The organism is Aquitalea sp. ASV11 (genome assembly GCF_016429185.1).
GTDB classification, from domain to species: Bacteria; Pseudomonadota; Gammaproteobacteria; order Burkholderiales; family Chromobacteriaceae; genus Aquitalea; species Aquitalea pelogenes.
The window spans coordinates 25,838-48,512 of record NZ_JAELUD010000018.1; the positions used below are offsets into that span (position 1 = coordinate 25,838).

Below are 22,675 nucleotides of genomic sequence, written 5' to 3' on the forward strand. Positions count from 1 at the left end.
CACCTATCCCGCGGTCAAAATAATTCCATGGATGAACATTTAATTTCACCCATGAAATTTACTGCCTTGCAGGACAGTAAGACCGTCAGAAAAAACTGCATTTACAGCAGCTTCATTCACTCCTGGCGACGCCGCCAGGCAGCCAGCTCGCTCAGGCGCAAGCCACGCGGAAAAGGCCGGTGCTTGCCATGGGCAATACGCTGTGAGCGGTAAATACCGCTATGGCCAGAAAAATAATAACTGGCCACGCAGGCCAGCGCGGCGTAGATGCCCACCTCACTGCCAAACAGCTCCATCGCCATGATGGTAGAAGCCAATGGCGTATTGGCCGCCCCGGCAAATACCGCGACAAAGCCCAGTCCTGCCAGCAGGGAGAACGGCAGGTGCAATAGCGGCGACAGGACATTGCCCAGCGTGGCGCCGATGAAAAACAGCGGCGTCACTTCCCCGCCCTTGAAGCCGCTGGCCAGTGACAGTACGGTCAGCCCCAGCTTGGCGGCAAAGTCATAGGCAGGCAGCGGCTGGGTGAAGGCATCAACAATGGTGGGAATACCCAGCCCGATAAAACGCTCGGCACCGCTGGGCCAGACAATGGCCACCAGCAACACGCCGCCCAGCAAGGGCCGTAAGGGCGCATAGGACACATGGCGCTTGATCAGTGCCGACAAGGCATGGGTGCTGTTGGCAAACAGCTTGCCAACCAGGCCAAACAGCGCCCCGGCCACCAGCGTGGCCAGCAAGGTCCAGGCACTGAGCACGGGAAACTGGCTGATGGCGTAATGGGTGTGTTGCACGCCCCAGGCCAGACCCACCTGATCGGCCACGATGGCCGCCAGCAGACTGGGAAACAGCGCGTCATAGCGCATGCGACCAATGGCCAGCACCTCCAGCGCAAACACCGCCCCGGCCAGCGGAGTACCGAATACCGAGGCAAACCCGGCGGCAATCCCGCACATCAGCAGGATGCGCCGGTCGGCATTGCCCAGTCGCAGCAAATGGGTGACCTGATCGGCCAGCGCCCCGCCCATTTGCACGGCGGTGCCTTCGCGCCCGACCGATGCGCCAAACAGGTGGGACATCACCGTGCCCCACAGCACCAGCGGCACCATGCGCAGGGGCACGATGCGGGTGGGGTCGTGGATTTCATCGATCAGCAGATTATTGCCGGCCTCCACCTGACGGCCATAGCGCAAGTAGACCCAGCCCACGGCAAAACCGGCCAGCGGCAGCAGAAACAACAACCAGGGCTGGCTTACGCGCAGGGACGTGGCCCACACCAGGCTGTGCAGAAAGAAGGCAGAAGCAGAACCGGCCAACAGGGCAACCAGGCAGGCCAGTAACAGCAGCTTGCTCATGCGCGGCAGCATGGCAAGGGTTTCGGAACGGGAAATGGCAGACATGGAATTCTTCTGAATGAGGACTCGAAATCACCCCCAATGCCGGAACATACTGACGCACCTGCAGCTCCCGGCACGGGATACCTGCAGGCATCATCAGCCCGGACGGGCGGTTCGCTGCCGCTACGTCCGGGCAGGAAGCAGCCAACAGGCGGGAGGAATGCCATCTCCCGAAGAAAAGTCATGCTAGCGGCAAAGCCGGCCGGCGACAAGCAAAAAGCCGGGCGACCCCAAAGGGACAGCCCGGCCAGACCAGCAGCAGAACAGGTATTAAACCGGCAGATCAGCCTCAGGACAGACTGTCGCCCGACTCATTGCGTGTCTTGTACAGCGAATACAGCACGCCACCGGCCAGCAGGCCCAGTGTCACCACCAGCGACACGCCAGTCGGGATATGGAACTGCACCAGCTGGATATCGTTGAGATACACCAGCCCCACTTTCACCCCGATGAACACCAGCACCACGGCCAGCGAGTACTTGAGGTATTCAAAGCGGTGCACCATGGCGGACAGGGCAAAGTACAGCGCGCGCAGGCCGAGGATGGCAAAGATGTTGGAGGTGTACACCAGGAAGGGGTCCTGGGTGATGGCAAAGATGGCCGGAATGCTGTCCACCGCAAAGACCAGATCGGCGCTTTCCACCAGCAGCAGCGTCAGCAGCAAGGGGGTCGCCCACCAGCCGCGGCTCAGCCCGTGCTGCTCGCCACGCACCAGAAAATGATGGCCATGCAAGGTGGGCGTCAGGCGTAGGTGACGGCGCAGCCACTGATACAGCTTGTTGTCATCCAGCGACGGGTGGCTTTCCTCCTGGCTGAACAGCATCTTGACCCCGGTCAGCAACAGGAACAGGCCGAACAACACCAGCACCCACTTGAATTCGGCCACCAGCACCGCCCCCAGGCCTATCATCACGGCACGCAACACGATGACGCCCAGAATGCCCCAGAACAACACCCGGTGCTGATACAGGCGCGGCACCGCCATGCCACTGAAAATCAGCGACATCACGAAGATGTTGTCCATCGACAGCGATTTTTCCACCAGATAACCGGTGAGGTACTGCATGCCGGCATCGCCACCGCGATACCACCACACCCAGCCACCAAACGCCAGCCCGATGGCAATGTAAAAGGCCGACAGCTTCAGGCTTTCGCGTACCCCGATTTCGTGGTCGTCCTTGTTGAGCACGCCCAGGTCAAATACCAGCAAGGCCGCAACGATGCCCATGAACATCAGCCACATCCACAAGGGCGTACCGGCAAACAGCAGATTCAGCCATTCCATTGTTTTCATCTTTCCTTTTGGTTCACTGCCATGACGGCAGGTGACCGGATAAAACGCAGATGAGCAGGCCGGGCCTGCTCATCGTTCACTCCTGAAACCGCCCGGATGAATCAGCGCGCAGCCTGCAAGGCAGCGATGCGCGACTCCAGCGACGGGTGGCTGGACATCAGCCCCATCAGGCCGGCGCCACCGGAAATACCGGACGCGGCCATGTTCTGCGGCAGTTCACCAGCATGCACACCACCCAGACGGTGCAGCGCGGCAATCATGGGCTGCGGGCTGCCCAGCAGCTTGGCCGCACCGGCATCGGCACGGTATTCACGCTGACGCGAGAAGTACATCACGATGAAAGAGGCCAGGATGCCGAACACGATTTCACACACGATGACAGTAATGAAGTAGCCGATACCGGTACCGCTGGACGACTCCTCGTCATTGCGGCGCAGGAAGTTGTCCACCACATAGCCCACCACACGGGCCAGGAAGAAGACAAAGGTATTCACCACGCCCTGGATCAGGGTCAGCGTCACCATGTCGCCATTCTGGATATGGGCAATTTCATGGGCCAATACGGCTTCCACTTCCTGCTCGGTCATGGAGGCCAGCAAGCCGGTAGACACCGCCACCAGCGAATTGGACTTGCTGGCACCGGTGGCAAAGGCATTCGGCTCGCCCTCATACACGGCGACTTCCGGCATCGGCAGGCCGGCACGGTCAGCCAGCTTGCGTACGGTAAACAGCAGCCAGCGCTCGGTTTCGTTAGCCGGCTGCTCAATCACACGGGCACCGGTGCTCCACTTGGCCATGGTCTTGGACATCCACAGCGAAATGAAGGCACCGCCAAAGCCCATCAGGCCAGCAAAGGCCAGCAGGCTGCCCATGTTCAGGCCGCCGGCGGTGATGAAGCGGTTGATACCCAGTAACTGGGCGGCGATGCTCAGCACCAGCATCACCGCAATATTGGTGGCGATCAGCAGAATCACGCGTTTCATGATCTATCCCCTCGGTGGTGGTTGGTTGATGGCCCGTATCCCTTACGTGGCCACGACATTCAGATGCTGCATGATAGATGTTTCTTCTCCACGAAAAAATCAAATAAAATAGTAATGTTTTTACGATTTTTTCGAATCATCATGCTCAGCAATCTAAACTACAAGCATTTGCATTATTTCTGGGCAGTGGCACGCGCAGGCAGTGTGACTGCCGCCGCCCAGCAGCTGGGCATGAGCGCCCAGACGGTAAGCGGCCAGATTTCCCGACTGGAGCAGCAAATCGGCCGCGCCCTGTTCAAGCAGCAAGGCCGTGGCCTGGTGCTGACCGAGGCAGGACGCATGGCACTGACCTATGCCGACCGCATCTTCCAGCTGGGCGAGGAGTTGCAGGAGCTGCTGGCCGACGAACAACTGGACAACACGCTGCGCCTGAGCAGCGGCGTCAGCGATGTTCTCCCCAAAAGCATTGCCTACCGTCTGCTCAAACCGGCACTGGCCTTGCCACAGCGTTTGCGACTGCACTGCACGGAAGGGGCTTTCGACCAATTACTGAACGAACTGGCCAGCCATAGCCTGGATCTGGTACTGGCCGACCGCCCGGCCCCGGCCGCCGGACAGCAAGCCATGCAATCGCATTTGCTGGCACGCTGCCCGGTGATGATCTACGCCACGCCAGAGCTGGCCGCGCGCTACCAGGCGGACTTCCCGCACAGCCTGCACCGCGCGCCCTTGCTGCTCCCCAGCCGTGACAATGTGCTGCGGGCGCAACTGGAGCATTGGCTGGACGAGCTGGGCATACGGCCGGAAATCGTGGGGGAATTCAAGGATGGCGCGCTATTGCAAACCTTTGGCGAACAAGGCGCGGGCCTGTTTCCTGCACCGGCATTTTCTGCTGATGACATTACCGGAAACGGCAAGCTGGGCCTGCTGGGGCAAGTCAGTGGAGTGGAAGAACACTATTACGCCATTACCAACCGCCGTAAATTGCAGCACATGGCGGTTCAGGCCATTATTCAGCAAACTCTTGCTGCAGAACGCTGAACGGAAAAATGGCACTCTCGATCCGGATTAATAAACTCTGGATTGAACTGAATTAACATAAGAATAGTCTGATATTTCCTTTACCAGCCCATGTTTCAGTCAAGTACCCACAGCGGCGCTGTATTGCACTGCGCTGTGCAGTGGAAACTGCTGCAACACTGCCCGGCCCTGCGGCTGGCACCAACCACGGAGCGCTGTTCACCTTGCCAAACTCCACGCTAGACACCTTGTTTTTCGATCTGCAGCAGGGAAACATCACCCCGGGTGCGGCACTGGCCGAGCTGGTGCGCCAGCTGCGCCCGTCCCATGCCGACAGGCATGAACAAGCGGTAATGAACATGCGTGCGCTCAGCTGGCTGCTGGAGCACAACGCCGACTACCGCCAGGCCTTGCGCAGCGCCTTGCTGGAATTACTGACCCAAACCCGCCAGATTCCGCTGTATACCGAGTCCGGCATCCTCGCCAATACCGGCTTTTTCTCCACCCTGTCAAAGCGGGTGGGTGAACGGCTGCTGCCCATGCCGGTGCGTGAAGATTCGCTGCAAGACCGCTTTGGCCGCCTGTTCCGCTGGAAACGCGATCATGTCTGGCTGGCCGGTATTCCGGACGACACCTGGCAGCAGCTGTGGCAAGCCATGGCCTGGCATGAAGAACAAGACCGCACCGGCTGGACCCAGACCCGCCTGCAAATGGTGGAAGCGGTGCAAATCCTCAGCGCGCGGGTCACGGCCATTGGCCTGGAGCCGGAACTGGTGCGGGTGTATCCGGACATCGAACGCTTCGAGTCGCCCTTCCTGCACCTGAACGCCGCCGTGCTGAGCTATGCCGACAGTTATCGCCAGGCACTGGCCGATGGCACAGCGCTGGCGGAGGACGACAAGCACATTCTGGTATTGCTGGAGCAATGCGAGCTGATTCTGGGCAAGATCCGCAAGAATGCCTCGCGCAACGGCATCTCGGTCAATCTCACTTATCAGGCCCTGCGCCTGCTGCAAAGCCTGAACCGCCTGCGTGCCCTGCTGTGCCTGCTGGAACCGGATCACGACCCGGCGCGCAATCCTGCACTGTTCCACTTGCTGCTGGACTTTGCCCGGGCGGAAAACCGCAAATACAGCGTCAGCGATGTATTCAAATCCAATACCGAACTACTGGCCTTGCAGGTAACCGAACATGCCGGGCGCCATGGCGAGCACTATATTGCCGAAACACGCCGGGAATGGGGGAGCATGGCGCGCGCCGCCATGGGTGCCGGACTGATTGTCGGCGTAATGGCGCTGATCAAGCTGCTGCTGGCGCAGGCTCACCTGCCCTTGCTGTGGGAAGGCCTGGCTTATGGCATGAACTACGCCATCGGCTTCATCATCGTGCAGCTGTTGCACTTCACCATTGCCACCAAGCAACCGGCCATGACGGCAGCACGTATTGCTGCGGCGCTGCATCAGCAGGAAAAGAGCGGCAGCCGTGTTGCACTGGATGATCTGGCCGATCTGGTCACCAAGGTCATGCGCACCCAGTTTGTCGCCATTCTGGGGAATGTGCTGCTGGCCATCCCCACTGCCGCACTGATTGCCTATGGCTGGCAGGCCTTGTTCGGTACACCGGTGGTGTCGACAGAAAAGGCAGCACACCTGCTGCACGATCTGGACCCGTGGCACAGCCTGGCCTTGCTGCATGCCGGCATTGCCGGGGTTTACCTGTTCCTGTCCGGGCTGATTGCCGGTTATTACGACAACAAGGCCATTTACCGGCGCATTCCGGAACGGCTGGCCAACCACCCGCTCTTGAACAGATTGCTGGGCAAGCACCGCGCCTGGAAGCTGGGGCATTATGTGGAACACAATCTGGGCGCACTGGCCGGCAACTTCTATTTCGGCCTGTTTCTGGGCCTGACCGGCACCATCGGCATCATGCTGGGTTTGCCGCTGGACATCCGGCACATTACCTTCTCGGCCGCCAACCTGGCTTTTGGCCTGGTGACGCTGGATTTCCAGTTGCCGCTGGCGCAGATGGCACTCTACGCCGGCGGTGTGGCGCTGATCGGTCTGACCAACCTGGCAGTCAGTTTCATTCTGGCCTTGTGGGTGGCGCTACGGTCGCGCAAGCTCTCCGGACATCAGGTGTTGCCCCTGCTGCCCTTGCTGTTCAAACGCTTTATCCGCCAGCCCTTGCAGTTTTTCATTCCGCCAGCCGGCAGTCCGACCGAGCCGGATACGGAAGGCAGCAAGGAAGCCTGACGCCTTACAGCGACGGCCATGACAATTCCATAACAAGAAAAGGGGATTGGCGATATACGGAAGGAATGACGTCGGTTAAACTGGCCGGTCATTTCCTTTACCTCCCGTGTACTGATGAGCCTGCGCCGTATTTTTGACAGCATCATCACCCGTCTGGTGATCATGGTGGTTTGCCTGGTGAGCCTGGGTACGGTGGTGCGCTATTTTGCGCTGGGCAGTTTTTTGCGCCAGGACCTCAGCACTGTGGTGCAGGAACAGCAACAGACACTGGCCAGCTATGTTGCGCGTGACATTGATGACAAGATCACCCAGCGCGAGGCCCTGCTTGACCAACTGGCCACCGACCTGCCACAGCAACTGCTGCAACAACCTGCCGCCCTGCAGGACTGGCTGCGTCAGCACTACCGTTACCAAAGCCTGTTTCCCGGCGGCCTGTTTGTCACCACCGCCCAAGGCAGGGTGATTGCAGACTACCCTACCGCACCGGGACGCCAGAACCACAGTTACACGGACCGCGACTATATCCACGCCGCCCAGCAAGGCAAACGCTATATCGGCAAGCCGGTGATCGGTTACGCCTTGCGCATTCCCATCCTGCCGATGGCCACCCCCTTGTTTGACCACAATATGCAGGTGACAGCCATCCTGGTCGGTATCACCCCACTGTCCGCCCCCGGCTTTCTGGATGTAATGCAGAAATCCCGTATTGGCAATGGCAAGGGCGGATTCCTGTTGTTATCGCCACGCGACAAATTGTTTATTGCCGACACCCAGAAGCAGCTGGCCATGGCCTCCCTGTCGCCCGTCGGCGTGAATCCGCTGCAGGATACCGCCCTGAGCGGCTATCACGGCACGGAGATCACCACCAACACACGGGGAGAAGAACAAGTATCCACCACGGTAACCGTCCCCAGCGCCGGCTGGCTGGTAGTGGCGTATACACCGGCCAGCGAAGCTTTTGCTACGGTAAGGCATGCGCAAGGCTTTGCCGTGCGCGGCTCCATCATCGCCACCGTGTTGTTTGCCATGCTGGCCACCCTGTGCATGTATATCGTGCTGCGCCCGCTGTTTCAGGCGGCGGAAGATGCCGAGCGGATGACGCGCGGCGAAACCCCGCTGGTTCCCTTGTCGATCCGGCGCAATGATGAAGTCGGACATCTGATTGCCGCCTTCAATCGTTTGCTGGGCAAGTTGCACGAACAGCAAGGCCAGCTGGAGCGTATTGCCCACCACGACCCTCTCACCGGCCTGCCCAACCGCCGCCTGCTGGCAGACCGCCTGAAACTGGCCTTGGCGCAGTCGCGCCGCCACGGCACCCATCTGGCCCTGTTGTTCATGGACCTGGACGGTTTCAAGCAGATCAACGACAGCATGGGGCACGAGGCAGGTGACGAGGCGCTGCGTATGGTGACCACCCGCCTGCAAGCCATCGTGCGCGAGACCGATACCCTGGCGCGTATTGGGGGCGACGAGTTTGTCCTGCTGATGTGCAATCTGGATGAGCACGCTGCTGAAGCAGTACGCACCGTGGCCGACAAATGCATTCAGGCCATGCAGGAACCATTACGCATCGGCACCCATGCCTACAAGGTGGGTATTTCCATTGGTCTTAGCCTGGCCGGGCCAGACAGCACGGCCGATTCACTGATGCAGGAAGCCGATCAGGCCATGTACCTGGCCAAGCATGCCGGCGGTGATTGCTACCGTTTCAATTAGCGCCAGCCTGCCGCCAGCCATGCTGCATTGCACTGTTTACGCCTGCAAAAGTACCGGGCCGGGACACTTTGTTTGACCATGATCAAGCCCGCTTCAGCCGCATGTAAAAACAGCATTTCATCACTGATTTTTTTGACTAGGACATGAAATTTCACTGTCCATTTTTTCAACAACAGTGAATAAGACCAAGCCGCGCTCCATATACTACAAATCAATCAATGCCGGGAATCCGCCTTTGGCACAGGCTCCTTCGGAGAGACTGGACGCCATCAATCCGGCTTGTCGTGCAGGCAGTCTTGCCCGGCTGCTCCCCCCCTGCCCGTGACGTTTGCTGTTGCTTCCATCCAATAACAGAAGGAGACGGTAATGTTGATCGGTGTACCCAAGGAAATCAAAAACCACGAGTACCGCGTGGGTCTCACCCCTGCTGGCGTGCGCGAACTGGTTGCCCATGGCCACAAGGTATTGGTGCAGACCCAGGCGGGCCTTGCCATCGGTTTTACTGACGAACAATACATACAGTCCGGAGCCTCCATTGCATCTTCTGCCGAAGATGTCTTTGCCCGCGCGGAAATGGTGGTCAAGGTGAAAGAGCCTCAGCCGGTGGAATGCCGTCTGCTGCGTCCGGGACAAATCCTGTTCACCTACCTGCACCTGGCACCGGACCCGGAGCAGACCAAGCTGCTGACCGAATCCGGTGCGGTGGCCATTGCCTATGAAACCGTCACTGATGAACGTGGCGGCCTGCCGCTACTCGCCCCCATGTCGGAAGTAGCTGGCCGCATGGCCATTCAGGCGGGTGCCCATGCGCTGGAGAAAGCCCAGGGAGGCCGTGGCGTATTACTCGGTGGGGTGCCCGGCGTAGCCCCGGCACGCGTGGTGGTGATTGGTGGTGGCGTGGTCGGCCTGAATGCGGCCCGCATGGCCGCCGGGCTGGGTGCTGATGTCACCATTCTGGACAAGTCCCTGCCGCGACTGAAAGAAATCGACATGGTGTTTGGCGGCCGCATCAAGACTCTGGTATCCAATACCGCCAATATCGACGAATCCATCCGCGAGGCGGACATGGTAGTGGGCGCGGTGCTGATTCCGGGCGCTGCCGCGCCCAAGCTGGTAACGCGTGCCATGCTGGGCAATATGAAGCCCGGTGCGGTGCTGGTGGATGTGGCCATCGACCAGGGCGGCTGTTTTGAAACCAGCCGTGCAACGACACATCAGGACCCCATCTACGTGGTGGACGGCATCGTGCATTACTGCGTTGCCAACATGCCCGGCGGCGTGGCACGCACTTCCACCCAGGCCCTGAACAATGCCACCCTGCCCTTCACTCTGGAGCTGGCAGACAAGGGCTGGCGTCAGGCCCTGCTGGATAATGCCCACCTGCGTAACGGCCTGAACGTCTGTCACGGCAAGATCACCTACAAGGCTGTGGCGGATGATCTTGGCTACCCCTATGTCGACCCGGTAGAGGCCATCAAGGCAGCCTCCTGAGCGGAAACAGCAGTAAAAAACCGCTGCCCATGTAATGGGTCAGCGGTTTTTTTTCGTCCATCTGCCGGGTAATGGCCCGGTAGCAGGGGTATCCCTGTAACTCCCGGCGGATTACTCAGCCAGCAGCTTTTGCACCACATCGATATAGCCTTGTTTGGCTTCATCGCTGGCCATGCCCTTGAGCTTGTCCCAGGCATCGTATTTGGCGCGGTTGATGAAATCCATCATGCCAGGACGCTCACCGGATACATCCCCTTCACTGGCTTGCTTGTACAGCGCATACAGTTGCAGCAGGGTCTGGTTGTCCGGACGTTCGGACAGCGAGGTAACGTCAGCCTGGGCCTGGGTGAACAGTGTATTCAGATCAGACATGTTTCTTCCTTCGTGGTCGGATAAAAAAGCGGTATGTTCCGCTGTACTGTAAGCGGTCCTTGCCACTGGGACCGGACCTGCCCGGCTAGGCCGGGATGGCTGAATTTAGCATGAAACCGGCAAGCGTGCTTGCCACCGCTTGCCACGAACTGATGCGCCCTCACTGGGCAGCCGAAGCATCGCTGTCACCCTGCGGGCCAATGCGCACCAGCTTGAAACTTTTCACCGCACGGCCGTCGCGCACCGCCGGATAGAACCTGGCCTGACGGAACACTTCAATCAATGGTTGTTCCACCCCTGCAGGCTGCGCAGACACCAGTTGCACGGCATCCACCGTACCCTGCTCGTTGATATACACCCGCAAGGTGACATCCACATCGTCCATGCCCAGCCCGTAAGGGGCCAGCAACACAATGGGCATTTGTTCCAGCGCCACCGCATCCACCTGCCGGGCGGCATAGTAGACATCCACACCCCATTGCTGGGCATCCGCACCCGTATCGGTCGTTGCCGCTGTGGCAGTCTGTACTGGCAGTGGCTGATCGGCCGCAACAGCCGGCTGACTGGCCTGCGGTGCGCTGGCAGGTGCTTGCTGTGCCAGTGTTTCAGCCGTCAAGGCCTGGGGAGCACTGGCTTGTTTGGGCAGGCGGTACTGGCTGTGCCCGGTCATGATTTCCGGGCTGACTGGCGGTTTTTTAACCACCGGCAAGACGGGTGGTGCGGGCTTTGCTGGCCGGGCTAGCGGCGTGGGCTGACCTTGCAAACGCACATGCAAGGGCTGTGGCTTGCCTTGCGGGCTGCCATCCGGCAGCAACCGCAACAGCAAGGGGCCGTGCAACAGCAAGGACAGGCTGAGCGCCAGCATCAGCCTGTCTGCATCACCAAGCGCAGACCAGTGCCAAGACCCCGGCAGCCAGCGCAGCCCGAAAGGCAGCTTCATGATGCAAAAGGAATGCTGGCAGGACGTTTACTTGGCATCCAGCAGCTTTTCGATGTCTTCCTTGGCAATGGCTCCCGGCACCAGACGGCCATTGGCAAACAGCAAGCCCGGCGTGCCGGTGATGCCCAGCTCGTCACCCAGCGCTTCCACCTTGTCCAGCGCACTGGTATCGCACTTGTCGCTGCCGGTAAGCTCCTGGCCATCGCGCATGAAGGCAGTCCAGGTTTTCAGCCTGTCCTTGGAACACCAGATCTGACGGGCCTTGCGCGGTGCATCAGGATGCAGCTGGGCCAGCGGGTACAGGAAGGTGTAAATGGTGACATTGTTGATGCCCGGCAGGCTTTCACGTTCCAGTTGCTTGCAATACGGGCAGTCCGGGTCGGTAAACACCGCCAGCTTGCGTGCGCCGTTGCCACGGACTTCCTTGATGGCGTACTGCAGTGGCAGTTTGTTGAAATCCACGTGATTGAGCTCGGCCATTTTCTTTTCAGTCAGGCTGGCCTTGGCATCGGCATCAATCAGGTCGCCAACGAACAGGTATTTGGCCGAAGCATCGGTGTAGACAATCTGCTTGCCCTTCACCACCACTTCAAAAATGCCTTTTACCGGGGTTTCGCTGACGCTGAGCACCTGACGATTGGGGAAGCGGGTGGTGAAGGCTTTCTGTACCTGCTCGGTGCCAGTGGAGGTGGCATTGGCATTGCAGGCCGTCATGGTGAGCAACAGGGTGCCAGCCAGCGCCAGCGCTTTTACAGTGGTGTTCATTCAATATCCTCGGGTTCAGAAGCCAATGGCATGACGGGCGAACTGACGCTTGAGCGGGGTCAGCCGGTTAGTCAGGCTCAGGCCGGTATTGCGCAGCCAGGACAGGCCGGGCACATGTTGGGTATGGAACAGCCGGTACAGGCCGTCACAGGTGAACTGCATGGTTTTTACCGCTTCGCGCCGCTCGCGCTCGTAACGACGCAACAGCATCCAGTCGCCAGCATCACCCGGTGATTGCAGCAAGGCGGCCAGTTGCGCCGCATCCTGAAAGCCCAGGTTGACGCCCTGCCCGGCCAGCGGGTGCACGGTATGGGCGGCGTCGCCTACCAGCGCCAAGCGCTGGCTGACCACAGCCGCGGGCTGAATCAAGCGCAACGGGAACGCTGCCGCCGGGCCAAGCAGGCCCAGATGCCCCAGTTGGTGATTGCCGGCTGCCGCCACGCGGGCACACAGTTGCTCGGGGGACAAAGCCATCAGTTCATCTGGCTTGGCAGTAGACCACACCATGGAAATGCGATTCCCTGCCATGGGCAGCCAGGCCAGGATGCTGTCGCCGGTGAACCACTGGCGGGCAATGTTGCCATGCGGCTTTTCGCAGCTGAAATTGGCCACCACACCGCTTTGGCCATAAGGCTTGATGCTGGCGGCCAGATCAGTCTGGCTGCGCACCCAGGAGTTGGCCCCGTCGGCCCCTACCACCAGGCTGGCTTGCAGCACCCGGCCATCGTCCAGCGTCAGGCTGGCCGTGCTGGCGGTAGTGGAGAGTGAGGCGGGTCGCACACCAGTCAGACAGCTGACCGGGCTGGCAGCCAGCCGCTGCCACAGGCTGGCCAGCAACCAGCGGTTTTCCACAATCCAGGCCAGGGCGCTGGCACCGGCATCGCTGGCGGCAAACTGGATGCGGCCACCTGCATCGCCAGAGACATCCATGCTGGCGATGGTGCCGACACGGGACATGTCGGGCCAGGCTTGCAGTTGTTCCAGAAAACGGCGGTTAAGCGGGCTGACAGCGTAAATGCGGGCATCCCAGCCTTGCTCCAGATCTTCAAAACGTGCGTCTGAGCCTTCCAGCAAGGCAATCTTGCGCCCGCTATCAGCCAGCGCCAGTGCCAGGCTGGCACCTACCAGGCCACCACCAACGATGATGACGTCGTACTGTGTCATGTATTGTTTTCCTAAAGCCCGAATACCAGATGGCGGGCAAATGCACGGCGCAGGGGCGGCACACTGTCCAGCGTGCTCATGCCCACGCCGCGCAAGGTGCTGACAAGGGCCGAGTCACCATCAAACAGCTTGATCAGGCCATGGGTGAAACCCACCACGGCATGGCTGTCCAGTTTACGGCTGGCGGCATATACCGCCAAGGCAGCTGCATCGCCCGGATCGCTGACCTCGTTCAGGGCATCGGTCAGGCCGATGGCATCACGCAGGCCCAGGTTCAGGCCCTGCGCCGCCACCGGATGCATGGTCTGGGCCGCATTGCCAATCAGCACCACCCGACCACTGCTGACGCGGTTGACCTGGCGCAGTGCCAGCGCAAAGCTGGCACGCGGGCCGACGGACAGCACCTTGCCCTGGCGTTCGCCAAAGGCTTGCTGCAACTCGGCCATCACCTGTTCATCCGGCGCTTGTTGCAAGGCCTTGGCATCGTCGTGGCTACGCGTCCACACCAGCATGTAATTATCACCGTGTGGCAGCAGGGCAAACGGCCCCTGCTTCGAGAAGCGTTCATACGCCACACCGGCCGGCGGCAGTTCGGTGCTGACTTCGGCCAGAACCGCGCATTGCTGGTAGTCATGCACCAGACGCTTGATACCAGGCAGGCTGTCCGCCAGCGCACCGCCTTCAGCCAGCACCACCAGACGGGCAGTGAGGCTGATATCGCCATGCACGCCGCTGGTTTTCACTGTGGCATAGCAGGCCATGCTGTTGACCGACTCCACCCGGGTTTCCCACCACACCTGCACGCCAGCCTGCTCCAGCCGGGCATTGATGGCGAGGGTGAGCGCCGTATAATCCACCACCACGCCCAGATGTGGCAGCTTGAGATCAGCCGCATCCAGCCGGGTACGGCCAAACGTCCCCTGCTGCGACACATGCACGCTGTCGATCTGGCTGGCGGACAAGTCCTCCGGCCATGCGCCGGAAGCGGCCAGCGCTTCCCGGCTATGCCAGGAAAGTGCCAGCGCGCGCGCATCGGTCAGCGGCGCATCCTTGGCGCGGGCTTCCACCAGCAGTACCCGCCGTCCGGCGGCGGCAAAGCGCAGTGCGGCCAGCGCACCTACCGGCCCGCCGCCAACAATAATGATGTCGGCGTGTTCGCCACCATCGTGGCCGCAGTCGCGGCTGTGTTGTCTGTCTGTGTTCTTCATGTTCAGACACCCTGCATCAGGATTTCAATTGCATCGATTTCTTTGGGCACGTCGGCGGTATACACCTCGTGCCCGGTTTCAGTCACCAGCACATCGTCTTCGATACGGATGCCGATATTGTGCAGCGCAGCCGGAACATTCGGAGCCGGGCGGATATACAGGCCGGGTTCGATGGTGGTGCACATGCCGGGCTGGTAGGTACGCCACTGTCCACCTTGCTTGCGCTGGCCGACGTCATGGACATCAAGGCCGATCATGTGACCGATGCCATGCATGTAGAACTGGCGGAAGGCACCGGATTCGATCACCCCGTCCACGCTGCCGTCAAGCAGCTTCAGGTCCAGCATGCCTTGCACCAGTATCCTGAGCGCAGCATCGCCCGGCTCGTTCCAGACTGCCCCAGGCTTGACCGCTGCAATGCCGGCCAGTTCCGCAGCCAGCACGATTTCGTAGACATCGCGCTGGGCCGGGCTGAACTTGCCATTCACCGGGAAGGTGCGCGTGATATCGCCGGCATAGCCGTTCAGTTCGCAACCCGCATCAATCAGCAGCAGATCGCCATCATTCAGGCGGGCATTATTGGCTGCGTAATGCAGGGTGCAGGCATTGGCTCCGCCAGCCACGATGCTTTCGTAGGAGGGATAGCGGGCACCATTGCGAATGAAGGTGTGCAGGATTTCCGCTTCCACCTGGTATTCCATCATGCCCGGCCGGGTGGCACGCATGGCCTGGATATGGCCTTGGGCGGAAATCTGTCCGGCGCGGCGCAAGGTGGCGCGCTCGCCAGCGTCCTTGATCATGCGCATTTCATCCAGCAATACCAGCAGGTCGTGGTACAGCGCGGGCGGCTGCTCACCACTGCGGTAACGCTGGCGCACGGCGTCCAGCCAGCCATTCACCCGCACATCGAAAGCGGGCTGACGGCCTACATTCCACCACAGCGATTTCTGGCCACTCAGCAGGTCGGGCATGCGGATATCCAGCTCACTGAGGGGATAGGCTTCATCAAAGCCGAAAGCTTCACGCGCGCAGTCCGGACCAAAGCGGAAACCTTCCCAGACCTCGCGTTCCAGGTTCTTTTCCCGGCAGAACAGGATGGATTTGCCGGCACCGGCATCCAGCACCAGTACGGCTTCCGGCTCGGCAAAGCCGGTCAGATAGAGAAAGTGGCTGTCCGCCCGGTAGGGGTAGTGGCTGTCGGCATTGCGCACCACTTCGGGCGCGGTAGGCAGGATGGCAATGCCCTCCCCCATCTGCTGCATCAGACGCGTACGGCGTTCGGCATGACTCTGGTACATGATGACTCTTTCGCATGACTTGAACCGGCCAACATCCCGGCATGGCTGCAGTTTACACTGCTGCGACAGCGCTGCCGATGCTGACAATCAGTAAATGGCGGGCATGAAAAAGGCTTGCCCGTGGGCAAGCCTTGCCGTATGGCATCAGACCATCAATCCAGCAGGGTAGCCGAGGTGTACACGTCCTGCACGTCGTCCAGGTCTTCCAGCGCATCCAGCAGCTTTTGCATGCGCATGGCGTCTTCGCCGGCCAGTTCGGTTTCGTTCTGCGGCTTCATGGTGACTTCGCCCATTTCCGCCTTGAAGCCCTTGTCTTCCAGCGCCTGCTTCACATCGCTGAATTCATAGGGGCCGGTGATGACTTCGATGGAGCCGTCATCATTGGTGATCACGTCTTCGGCACCGCATTCCAGTGCGGCTTCCATCAGCGCGTCTTCGTCCACGCCCGGAGCAAACACCAGGAAACCGCAATGGCTGAACTGGAAAGCCACGCAGCCGTCGGTACCCATATTGCCGCCATACTTGGAGAAGGCATGACGCACATCGGCCACGGTACGGGTCTTGTTGTCGGTCAGGCAGTCCACCATCACGGCAGCGCCACCAATGCCATAACCTTCGTAACGGCACTCGACATAATCCACGCCTTCAAGCTGACCGGTACCGCGCTTGATGGCGTTATCGATATTGTCCTTGGGCATGGATTCGGCCTTGGCCTTGTCCACTGCCAGACGCAGACGCGGGTTCATGTTGACATCGCCGCCGCCCATCTTGGCAGCAACGGTGATTTCCTTGATCAGACGGGTGAAGATCTTGCCACGCTTGGCATCCTGACGACCCTTGCGGTGCTGGATGTTCGCCCATTTGCTATGACCTGCCATAATTGCCTCAATCTGGTTTGGCCCGTCACCGGGCCGGTTTAATGCCGAAAATTTGGCCGCTATTCTAGCAGAAAGCTATTTCGCCTTCAGCATGGCCAACATGAAGGTGAAGGCCTGACCGTATATCTGTTCGATGGCCGGCACCATCAACGGCAACGTCAGATAAATGGTGATGAAACCGATCATCAAGGTCAGCGGAAAGCCAAAGGTAAAAATATTGAACTGTGGTGCTGCACGGGTCATCACGCCGATGGCCAGGTTGGTCACCAGCAAGGCGGCAATCACCGGCATGGACAGCCAGATGCCCCAGGAAATGATGTGGCTGCCCCATAACACCAGCGCCTTCAGCCCCTGGGCTGGCATGCTCATGCCGATGGGCAGCACCTGGAAGCTTTCCACCAGGGTGGAAATGACGACTTGATGACCGTCAAAGGTGAGGAACAGCAGGAATACAAACATGGACAGCAACTGGGACACGACCGGCACCTGCGCTGCGTGCATGGGGTCGAAAAACATGGCAAAGCCCAGACCGGTCTGCGCACCCATGATGAAACCGGCCATTTCCACCGCTGTCATGGTCAGCCGCATGACAAAGCCCATGGCAAGGCCAATAAGCAATTGCTGGAACAAAATGGCGATGCCTGCTGCGGAAAATACCGGCACGGCTGGCACCGGTGGCAGCAATGGCACCACCAGCACGGTGAGCATCAGCGCGAAACCGGCCTTGAAGCGGCGCGGTACACCGCGATAGGCATACAAGGGTTCCACCAGGAACAGGCCGATGATGCGGGCAAAGGGCCAGGCAAACATCGTAACCAGTGCACTGATCTGTGCATCAGAAATACTGAACATGGGGTGTGACGTCAGCCAATCACGCTGGGAATGCTCTGGAACAGCCGGGTGGTGTATTCCACCAGGGTATTGAGCATCCACGGCCCGGCCAGCACCAGCACCAGAAACATGGCCAGCAGCTTGGGAATGAAGGTGAGCGTCATTTCGTTGATTTGCGTGGCAGCCTGCAACACGCTGACCAACAGGCCTACTACCAGCGACACCAGCAGCACCGGTGCCGAGACGATGATCAGGATATACAGTGCGTTCTGCACCAGATTGATGACCAGTTCCGGACTCATGATTCTCTCCTTGCGTCGGCAGGCTCCTGCCAGCCGCCTTTGGCCATCAGCCAGTTTTCCAGTGTTACGCCATCCCGCATCACGGTATTGGCGCGCAACACCGCATATCCCGCCTGTTCGAATACCGGCCGGGCTGCATGACTGGCCCAGGCATGCAGGGCCACAAGCCCGGCCTGCGCCGCCGTCTCTTCCAGCTGACGGATCATCTGCAATGCCAGCCCCCGTCGCTGCGCAGCAGGCGTCACATACAACATGTCGAACTCTCCGGCATGGGTCAGCCAGGCAAAACCCAGCAACTCACCAGCCGCGCTGACGGCAACGCTCCAGCTGGCGGACAGGCGCGCAGCCCAGGCTGAAGCGGTTTCATCATCCCAGATACCGGCCCAGGCCAGGCGGGCGGCCAGCGGGTAGGCATCATCCGGCAAGGCGGCTATGCAATCGGCACACAAGGCATGACACAGCGGCAGCATGTCCGGCGTAATGGGGTGGAATTCCATGCCTAGCCCGTATAAAAGCTTTGGACCAGCGAACCCATCAGCAGGGTCCAGCCGTCCACCAGCACAAACAGCATCAGCTTGAAGGGCAAGGATATGGTGACCGGTGACACCATCATCATCCCCATGGCCATCAGGATGCTGGCCACCACCAGGTCGATGATCATGAAGGGGATGAACACCATGAAGCCGATCTGGAACGCGGTTTTCAGTTCGCTGATGACATAGGCCGGAATCAGCGTTTTCATGGAAACATCAGCCTTGGTAGCTGGTTTTTCCGAGCGGGAAATCTCGATGAAGAAGGCCAGATCCTTCTCACGGGTCTGGCTGAGCATGAAAGCCTTCATCGGCTTGCTGGCCTCTTCCACCGCCTGGTTGAAGCTGATCTTGTCGTCCGAGAACGGCGCCCAGGCCTTGTTGTACACCTGATCGAAGGTTGGCCCCATCACAAACAGGGTGAGGAACAGCGACAAGCCCAGAATCACCTGATTGGGTGGCGACTGGGTTACGCCCATGGCCTGGCGCAGCAGGGACAGCACAATGACGATGCGGGTGAATGCAGTGGTCATCAACAGCATGGCCGGGATGAAACCCAGCGCTGTCATGAACAACAGCATTTGCAAGGACAGGGAATAATTCTGACCGCCACCGGCGCCCGGGGTACTGGTCATCAAGGGCAGGCCGGCAGCCTGTGCCAGCATGGGCAGCCCCAGCAGCAGCCAGGGCAACACGCGAGATGTGAATTTCATTATCTGTTTACGGCTTCGGATTTCTGACGGCCCTTTTCCATGGCCGCCTTCAGCCAGCGGGCAAAGGGCTCGCCAGGCTGCACGACATCAGTCCCGGCATCGGGCGGGCGGTCCATCTTGGTCAGCAGGTTGACACTATGGCTGGTGACACCCAATACCAGCCATTCGCCTTCCAGCTCGACAATCACCACCTTTTCACGCTGTCCCACCAGCACGCCGCTGACCACGCGCAAGCGGTTGCTGCCGCCCAGCATGCCACCGGACATGCGGCGAAACAGCCAGGCTAGGCCGACAATGGCAGCCAGCACCACAGCGAGGCCAAGAATGACCTGCAAAAGGCTGCTGACCGGCGTGGGACTGCTGGCAGCCACCAGCGGCTGGGAAGCAAGCGTCCCGGCCTGGGCGATGGCCGAGCAGGCAGCCAGCATCGCCGCAACAGGTCTGATTGTTGTGCACATTACTTTTGCAGGCGACGGATGCGTTCCGCCGGGGTAATGATGTCGGTCAGGCGGATACCGAACTTGTCGTTCACCACCACCACTTCGCCCTGGGCAATCAGGCAGCCATTGACCAGCACGTCCATCGGCTCGCCAGCCAGTCCGTCCAGTTCCACCACCGAACCCTGCGCCAGTTGCAACAGGTTGCGAATGGCAATTTTGGTCCGGCCCAGCTCCACCGTCAGCTGGACCGGAATATCCAGAATCATGTCCAGGTTGCTGGGGACATTCAGCGCGGCTTCACCGCTGCCCAGCTCCTGAAACAGGTTGGTAGCCGGCTGCACATTCTCAGCCTGCGCGGCATCGGTGGTTTCCTGTTCTGCCATGGCGGCAGCCCAGTCATCCATTGATACCTCTTCCTCACCCGCCCCCGGGTTCTGACCTTCTTCTAGCTGCTCAGTCATTGCTTGCTTTCTCCTGCGGGCTCGGCGAACTCGCCAGCCCCGGCCAATACCTTGTCTACCTTCAGGGCGTAACGGCCCTGGACGGTACCATAGTGACACTCCAGAACCGGTATGCCGGACACATCCACTACCACGGTGTCAGGCACTTCCAGCATCACTACATCCCCGTTTTTCAAATTGAGAATCTGCCCCAGCGTGACCTTGGTTTCCGCCAGGGTGGCCACCAGTTCCACCTCGGCCGCCTGTACCTGATGGGTCATCAGGCTGACCCAGCGATTGTCCACTTCCGTGCGGTCCGCCTGCATGGTGCTGGACAGCACGTCGCGAATGGGTTCCACCATGGAATAAGGCAGACAGATGTGGAAGTCGCCGCCACCGGCACCCAGTTCGATATGGAAGGTCATGGCCACCACCACTTCGGTTGGCGTGGCAATGTTGGCAAACTGGGTATTCATTTCCGAACGCAGATAGACGAACTCGATGGGGTGTACCGGTTCCCATGCCTTCTGGCATTCGGTAAACACCACTTCCAGCAAGCGACGGATGATGCGCTGCTCGGTAGGGGTAAAGTCCCGACCTTCCACCCGCACGTGGTAACGGCCATCGCTGCCGAACAGGTTATCCACGATCAGGAACACCAGATCCGGATCGAAAATCAGCAGGCCGGTACCACGCAGCGGTTTGACATGCACCAGGTTCAGGTTGGTGGGCACCACCAGGTTGCGAATGAATTCGCTGTATTTCTGTACGCGCACCGGCCCGACGGATATTTCCGCATTGCGCCGGATAAAGTTGAACAAGCCTATACGCAGGTTACGGGCGAAACGTTCGTTGATGATTTCCAGCGTTGGCATACGGCCGCGCACAATGCGCTCCTGCCGGCCAATATCATAGCCGCGGACTCCCTGTGAGTCCTGCGCGCCATCATCATCTTCGTCCTCGCCGGTGACGCCCCTGAGCAGGGCATCCACCTCTTCCTGGGACAGGATATCGTCGCCCATCGCTTTACTGCTTCTGAATGATGAAGGAAGTGAACAGTACGCTCTGAACCAGCTCTTCTTCGCCGGAATCCATCGATTCGTTGATGATCTGCTTGACCTGGGCCTTCAGCTTGACCTTGCCGTCCGGGCTGGACAATTCGGCTGCGGTCTTGGAAGACAGCAACAGGATCAGTGCACTGCGGATCTTCGGCATGTAATCGGTAAACTTCTTCTTGGCTTCTTCATCGCCAAGCTCAGCCTGCATGTCCACTTGCAGCAGGCTGCCATCGCCACCGGACAGGTTCACCACGAAGGTATCGATTTTTTCAAAGATCGGCGGACCTTCCTTCTTTTTCTTCGGTTTTTCCTTGGTCTGCTCGGTCTGGGCAGCGTCGTGCGGCTTGTTCATGTTGGTGAACATCACATAGGCAAGACCACCCATGCCAGCGAGAACCAATACCAGCAGGATGACCACCACCAGCATCAGCTTGTTGCCACCCCCTGCTTTTTTCTCGCCCTTGTCCGCCTTGTCCGCTTTTTTGTCTTCTGCCATGGGTATTCAGTCCGTCGGTTAGGTTTATAAGGAAAGCTTAAGCCATTTCCTTATTTTATTTTCCAGATTTCCGCACGAACTGAACAGAGCCCCCTTGTGAGCCATATCAAGCAAAGATACTGAGTATCCCGCGTGCGGACGTGATGGCAGCCAGAGTATCGTCCTCATCGTTGCCAGCGGCATTCTGGCGGCGGCCATTCTGGTTTTGATTGAATTGCTGTTGCCGATTCCCGGATTGTCCGCTGGAAACCTGTGCATCGGCAAGAGCTATACCACTGGAAGCCATCATGGAAACCAGTTTGGGCATGTTGTTTTCCAGAATTTCACGCGTTGCCGGCACTGCCGAAGTAAACAGCACCTGTGCCTGGTCGTTGCCATTCATCTTGAGCGTCACCTCCACCGGCCCCAGTTGCGGCGGATTGACCTGGATGGTGGCCTTGTCCATTTTCATGCTGACCATGGACATTACCTGATCGCCCAGCGCCTTGGACCAGTTCGGATCGGTCATCGGCTGGGAAATGGTCAGGGTTTTGGTCTGGCTGACTTGCTGCACCTGCTGATTATTCTGATTGGCGGCCTGACTGGCGGCCAGCTGATCGGCAGACGGCGGCAAGAATTGCAGTGCTGCGGCATCCTTGCCCGGCAATTCTTGCGCTTGCAGGCCATTGGCGTGCTTGCTTGCCGCCGCTGTTGGCAGGGCCGCCTCCAGTGCGATGTCCTTCACCATGCTGTTGCTGATGTCAGTGGCCGTAGTGCTGACCTGCGGCTTGTCTTGTACTGGCGTGGTGGGCAAGCCTGCCTGCAACATGGGCATTGCTGCCAGCAGCATATTGGCGGAATTATCGGTGGCAGCCGTATCGTCCTTGGCGGTGGAATCCTTGTCCTGACTGGATTTCCCGTTGCCGGCACTACCATCTCCCTGGCCTGGAAGTACAGGATTGAGACTGACCAATTGCGCGCCGAGCAAGCTGGCAAACAGCCCGCCTGCATCTTGCGTGGCGGTGTCGGCATTGCTGCTGGGCATGATTGCCTTGGCATTGCTCGCCGGAACTACAGTAATTGTCATGGCCTAAACCCCCTGAAG

Annotated in this window: 23 protein-coding genes and 1 riboswitch; of the genes, 4 read left to right on the forward strand and 19 right to left on the reverse strand. The window is 59.6% G+C overall.

Translation table 11 applies throughout. The features are described 5' to 3' along the window. Nucleotides 1-116: 116 nt before the first annotated feature. From JHD62_RS08255 to htpX, 3 genes are all read right to left on the reverse strand, one after another. Complete coding sequence (locus JHD62_RS08255; protein ID WP_199102492.1) at nt 117-1,400, reverse strand: voltage-gated chloride channel family protein; 1,284 nt, start codon at nt 1,398-1,400, stop codon at nt 117-119. A gap of 77 nt (nt 1,401-1,477) precedes the next feature. Further along, nucleotides 1,478-1,577: riboswitch (Fluoride riboswitch) on the reverse strand. A 109-nt stretch (nt 1,578-1,686) separates the two neighbouring features. Next, nucleotides 1,687-2,691, reverse strand: a complete 1,005-nt coding sequence (locus JHD62_RS08260) for a TerC family protein (RefSeq protein WP_233160761.1) — start codon at nt 2,689-2,691, stop codon at nt 1,687-1,689. 101 nt (nt 2,692-2,792) lie between these two features. After that, nucleotides 2,793-3,674, reverse strand: a complete 882-nt coding sequence (gene htpX / locus JHD62_RS08265; protein ID WP_199102493.1) for a protease HtpX — start codon at nt 3,672-3,674, stop codon at nt 2,793-2,795. A 141-nt stretch (nt 3,675-3,815) separates the two neighbouring features. Between htpX and nhaR the strand changes: the two genes are divergently transcribed. The 4 genes from nhaR to ald all read left to right on the forward strand — a co-directional run bounded on the left by nhaR (nt 3,816) and on the right by ald (nt 10,156). After that, nucleotides 3,816-4,715 carry a transcriptional activator NhaR gene (gene nhaR / locus JHD62_RS08270; RefSeq protein WP_199102494.1) on the forward strand — a complete coding sequence of 300 codons (900 nt, stop codon included), beginning with the start codon at nt 3,816-3,818 and terminating at the stop codon, nt 4,713-4,715. Nucleotides 4,716-4,918: 203 nt separating this feature from the next. Then, nucleotides 4,919-6,949, forward strand: coding sequence for a site-specific recombinase (locus JHD62_RS08275; RefSeq protein ID WP_233160763.1), 2,031 nt, complete (start codon nt 4,919-4,921; stop codon nt 6,947-6,949). Between the two features lie 114 nt (nt 6,950-7,063). Further along, nucleotides 7,064-8,665, forward strand: coding sequence for a GGDEF domain-containing protein (locus JHD62_RS08280; protein WP_199102495.1), 1,602 nt, complete (start codon nt 7,064-7,066; stop codon nt 8,663-8,665). Between the two features lie 366 nt (nt 8,666-9,031). Next, on the forward strand, nt 9,032-10,156 hold the full coding sequence (ald, locus tag JHD62_RS08285) for an alanine dehydrogenase (protein ID WP_199102496.1): 1,125 nt from the start codon (nt 9,032-9,034) through the stop codon (nt 10,154-10,156). Between the two features lie 111 nt (nt 10,157-10,267). On the opposite strand, the gene JHD62_RS08290 is transcribed toward ald, so the two are convergent. From JHD62_RS08290 to JHD62_RS08365, 16 genes are all read right to left on the reverse strand, one after another. Further along, on the reverse strand, nt 10,268-10,528 hold the full coding sequence (locus tag JHD62_RS08290; protein WP_045848335.1) for an acyl-CoA-binding protein: 261 nt from the start codon (nt 10,526-10,528) through the stop codon (nt 10,268-10,270). Between the two features lie 160 nt (nt 10,529-10,688). Continuing rightward, nucleotides 10,689-11,468 carry an energy transducer TonB gene (locus JHD62_RS08295; RefSeq protein ID WP_199102497.1) on the reverse strand — a complete coding sequence of 260 codons (780 nt, stop codon included), beginning with the start codon at nt 11,466-11,468 and terminating at the stop codon, nt 10,689-10,691. Between the two features lie 27 nt (nt 11,469-11,495). Then, nucleotides 11,496-12,233, reverse strand: coding sequence for a DsbC family protein (locus JHD62_RS08300; RefSeq protein ID WP_131354528.1), 738 nt, complete (start codon nt 12,231-12,233; stop codon nt 11,496-11,498). A 15-nt stretch (nt 12,234-12,248) separates the two neighbouring features. Then, nucleotides 12,249-13,397, reverse strand: coding sequence for a UbiH/UbiF family hydroxylase (locus tag JHD62_RS08305; protein ID WP_199102498.1), 1,149 nt, complete (start codon nt 13,395-13,397; stop codon nt 12,249-12,251). Between the two features lie 11 nt (nt 13,398-13,408). After that, a complete protein-coding gene (locus JHD62_RS08310) occupies nt 13,409-14,605 on the reverse strand; it encodes an FAD-dependent oxidoreductase (RefSeq protein ID WP_199102499.1) in 1,197 nt (398 codons plus the stop codon). 2 nt (nt 14,606-14,607) lie between these two features. After that, nucleotides 14,608-15,903 carry a Xaa-Pro aminopeptidase gene (gene pepP / locus JHD62_RS08315; RefSeq protein ID WP_199102500.1) on the reverse strand — a complete coding sequence of 432 codons (1,296 nt, stop codon included), beginning with the start codon at nt 15,901-15,903 and terminating at the stop codon, nt 14,608-14,610. 152 nt (nt 15,904-16,055) lie between these two features. Beyond that, a complete protein-coding gene (locus JHD62_RS08320) occupies nt 16,056-16,781 on the reverse strand; it encodes a YebC/PmpR family DNA-binding transcriptional regulator (RefSeq protein WP_124644319.1) in 726 nt (241 codons plus the stop codon). A 75-nt stretch (nt 16,782-16,856) separates the two neighbouring features. After that, the gene (gene fliR / locus JHD62_RS08325; RefSeq protein ID WP_062791417.1) at nt 16,857-17,633 is read right to left on the reverse strand and encodes a flagellar biosynthetic protein FliR; all 777 of its coding nucleotides are present in this window, start codon (nt 17,631-17,633) and stop codon (nt 16,857-16,859) included. An 11-nt stretch (nt 17,634-17,644) separates the two neighbouring features. Continuing rightward, a complete protein-coding gene (gene fliQ / locus JHD62_RS08330; protein ID WP_045848343.1) occupies nt 17,645-17,914 on the reverse strand; it encodes a flagellar biosynthesis protein FliQ in 270 nt (89 codons plus the stop codon). Beyond that, entirely contained in the window at nt 17,911-18,411 is a 501-nt protein-coding gene (locus JHD62_RS08335; RefSeq protein WP_199102501.1) for a GNAT family N-acetyltransferase, read from the reverse strand. Before JHD62_RS08335 ends, fliQ begins: the two co-directional genes overlap by 4 nt. A 2-nt stretch (nt 18,412-18,413) precedes the next feature. Beyond that, complete coding sequence (gene fliP, locus JHD62_RS08340; RefSeq protein WP_045848344.1) at nt 18,414-19,157, reverse strand: flagellar type III secretion system pore protein FliP; 744 nt, start codon at nt 19,155-19,157, stop codon at nt 18,414-18,416. Further along, nucleotides 19,157-19,615: a flagellar biosynthetic protein FliO gene (gene fliO, locus JHD62_RS08345; protein ID WP_233160764.1), complete on the reverse strand. Its 459-nt coding sequence runs from the start codon at nt 19,613-19,615 to the stop codon at nt 19,157-19,159. Before fliO ends, fliP begins: the two co-directional genes overlap by 1 nt. Further along, complete coding sequence (gene fliN / locus JHD62_RS08350; RefSeq protein ID WP_199102502.1) at nt 19,615-20,058, reverse strand: flagellar motor switch protein FliN; 444 nt, start codon at nt 20,056-20,058, stop codon at nt 19,615-19,617. The genes fliO and fliN overlap by 1 nt, the downstream gene beginning before the upstream one ends. After that, nucleotides 20,055-21,059, reverse strand: a complete 1,005-nt coding sequence (gene fliM, locus JHD62_RS08355) for a flagellar motor switch protein FliM (protein WP_199102503.1) — start codon at nt 21,057-21,059, stop codon at nt 20,055-20,057. Before fliM ends, fliN begins: the two co-directional genes overlap by 4 nt. Nucleotides 21,060-21,063: 4 nt before the next feature. Further along, nucleotides 21,064-21,591: a flagellar basal body-associated FliL family protein gene (locus JHD62_RS08360; RefSeq protein WP_045848347.1), complete on the reverse strand. Its 528-nt coding sequence runs from the start codon at nt 21,589-21,591 to the stop codon at nt 21,064-21,066. A gap of 106 nt (nt 21,592-21,697) precedes the next feature. Beyond that, on the reverse strand, nt 21,698-22,657 hold the full coding sequence (locus tag JHD62_RS08365; protein ID WP_199102504.1) for a flagellar hook-length control protein FliK: 960 nt from the start codon (nt 22,655-22,657) through the stop codon (nt 21,698-21,700). Nucleotides 22,658-22,675: the final 18 nt, after the last annotated feature.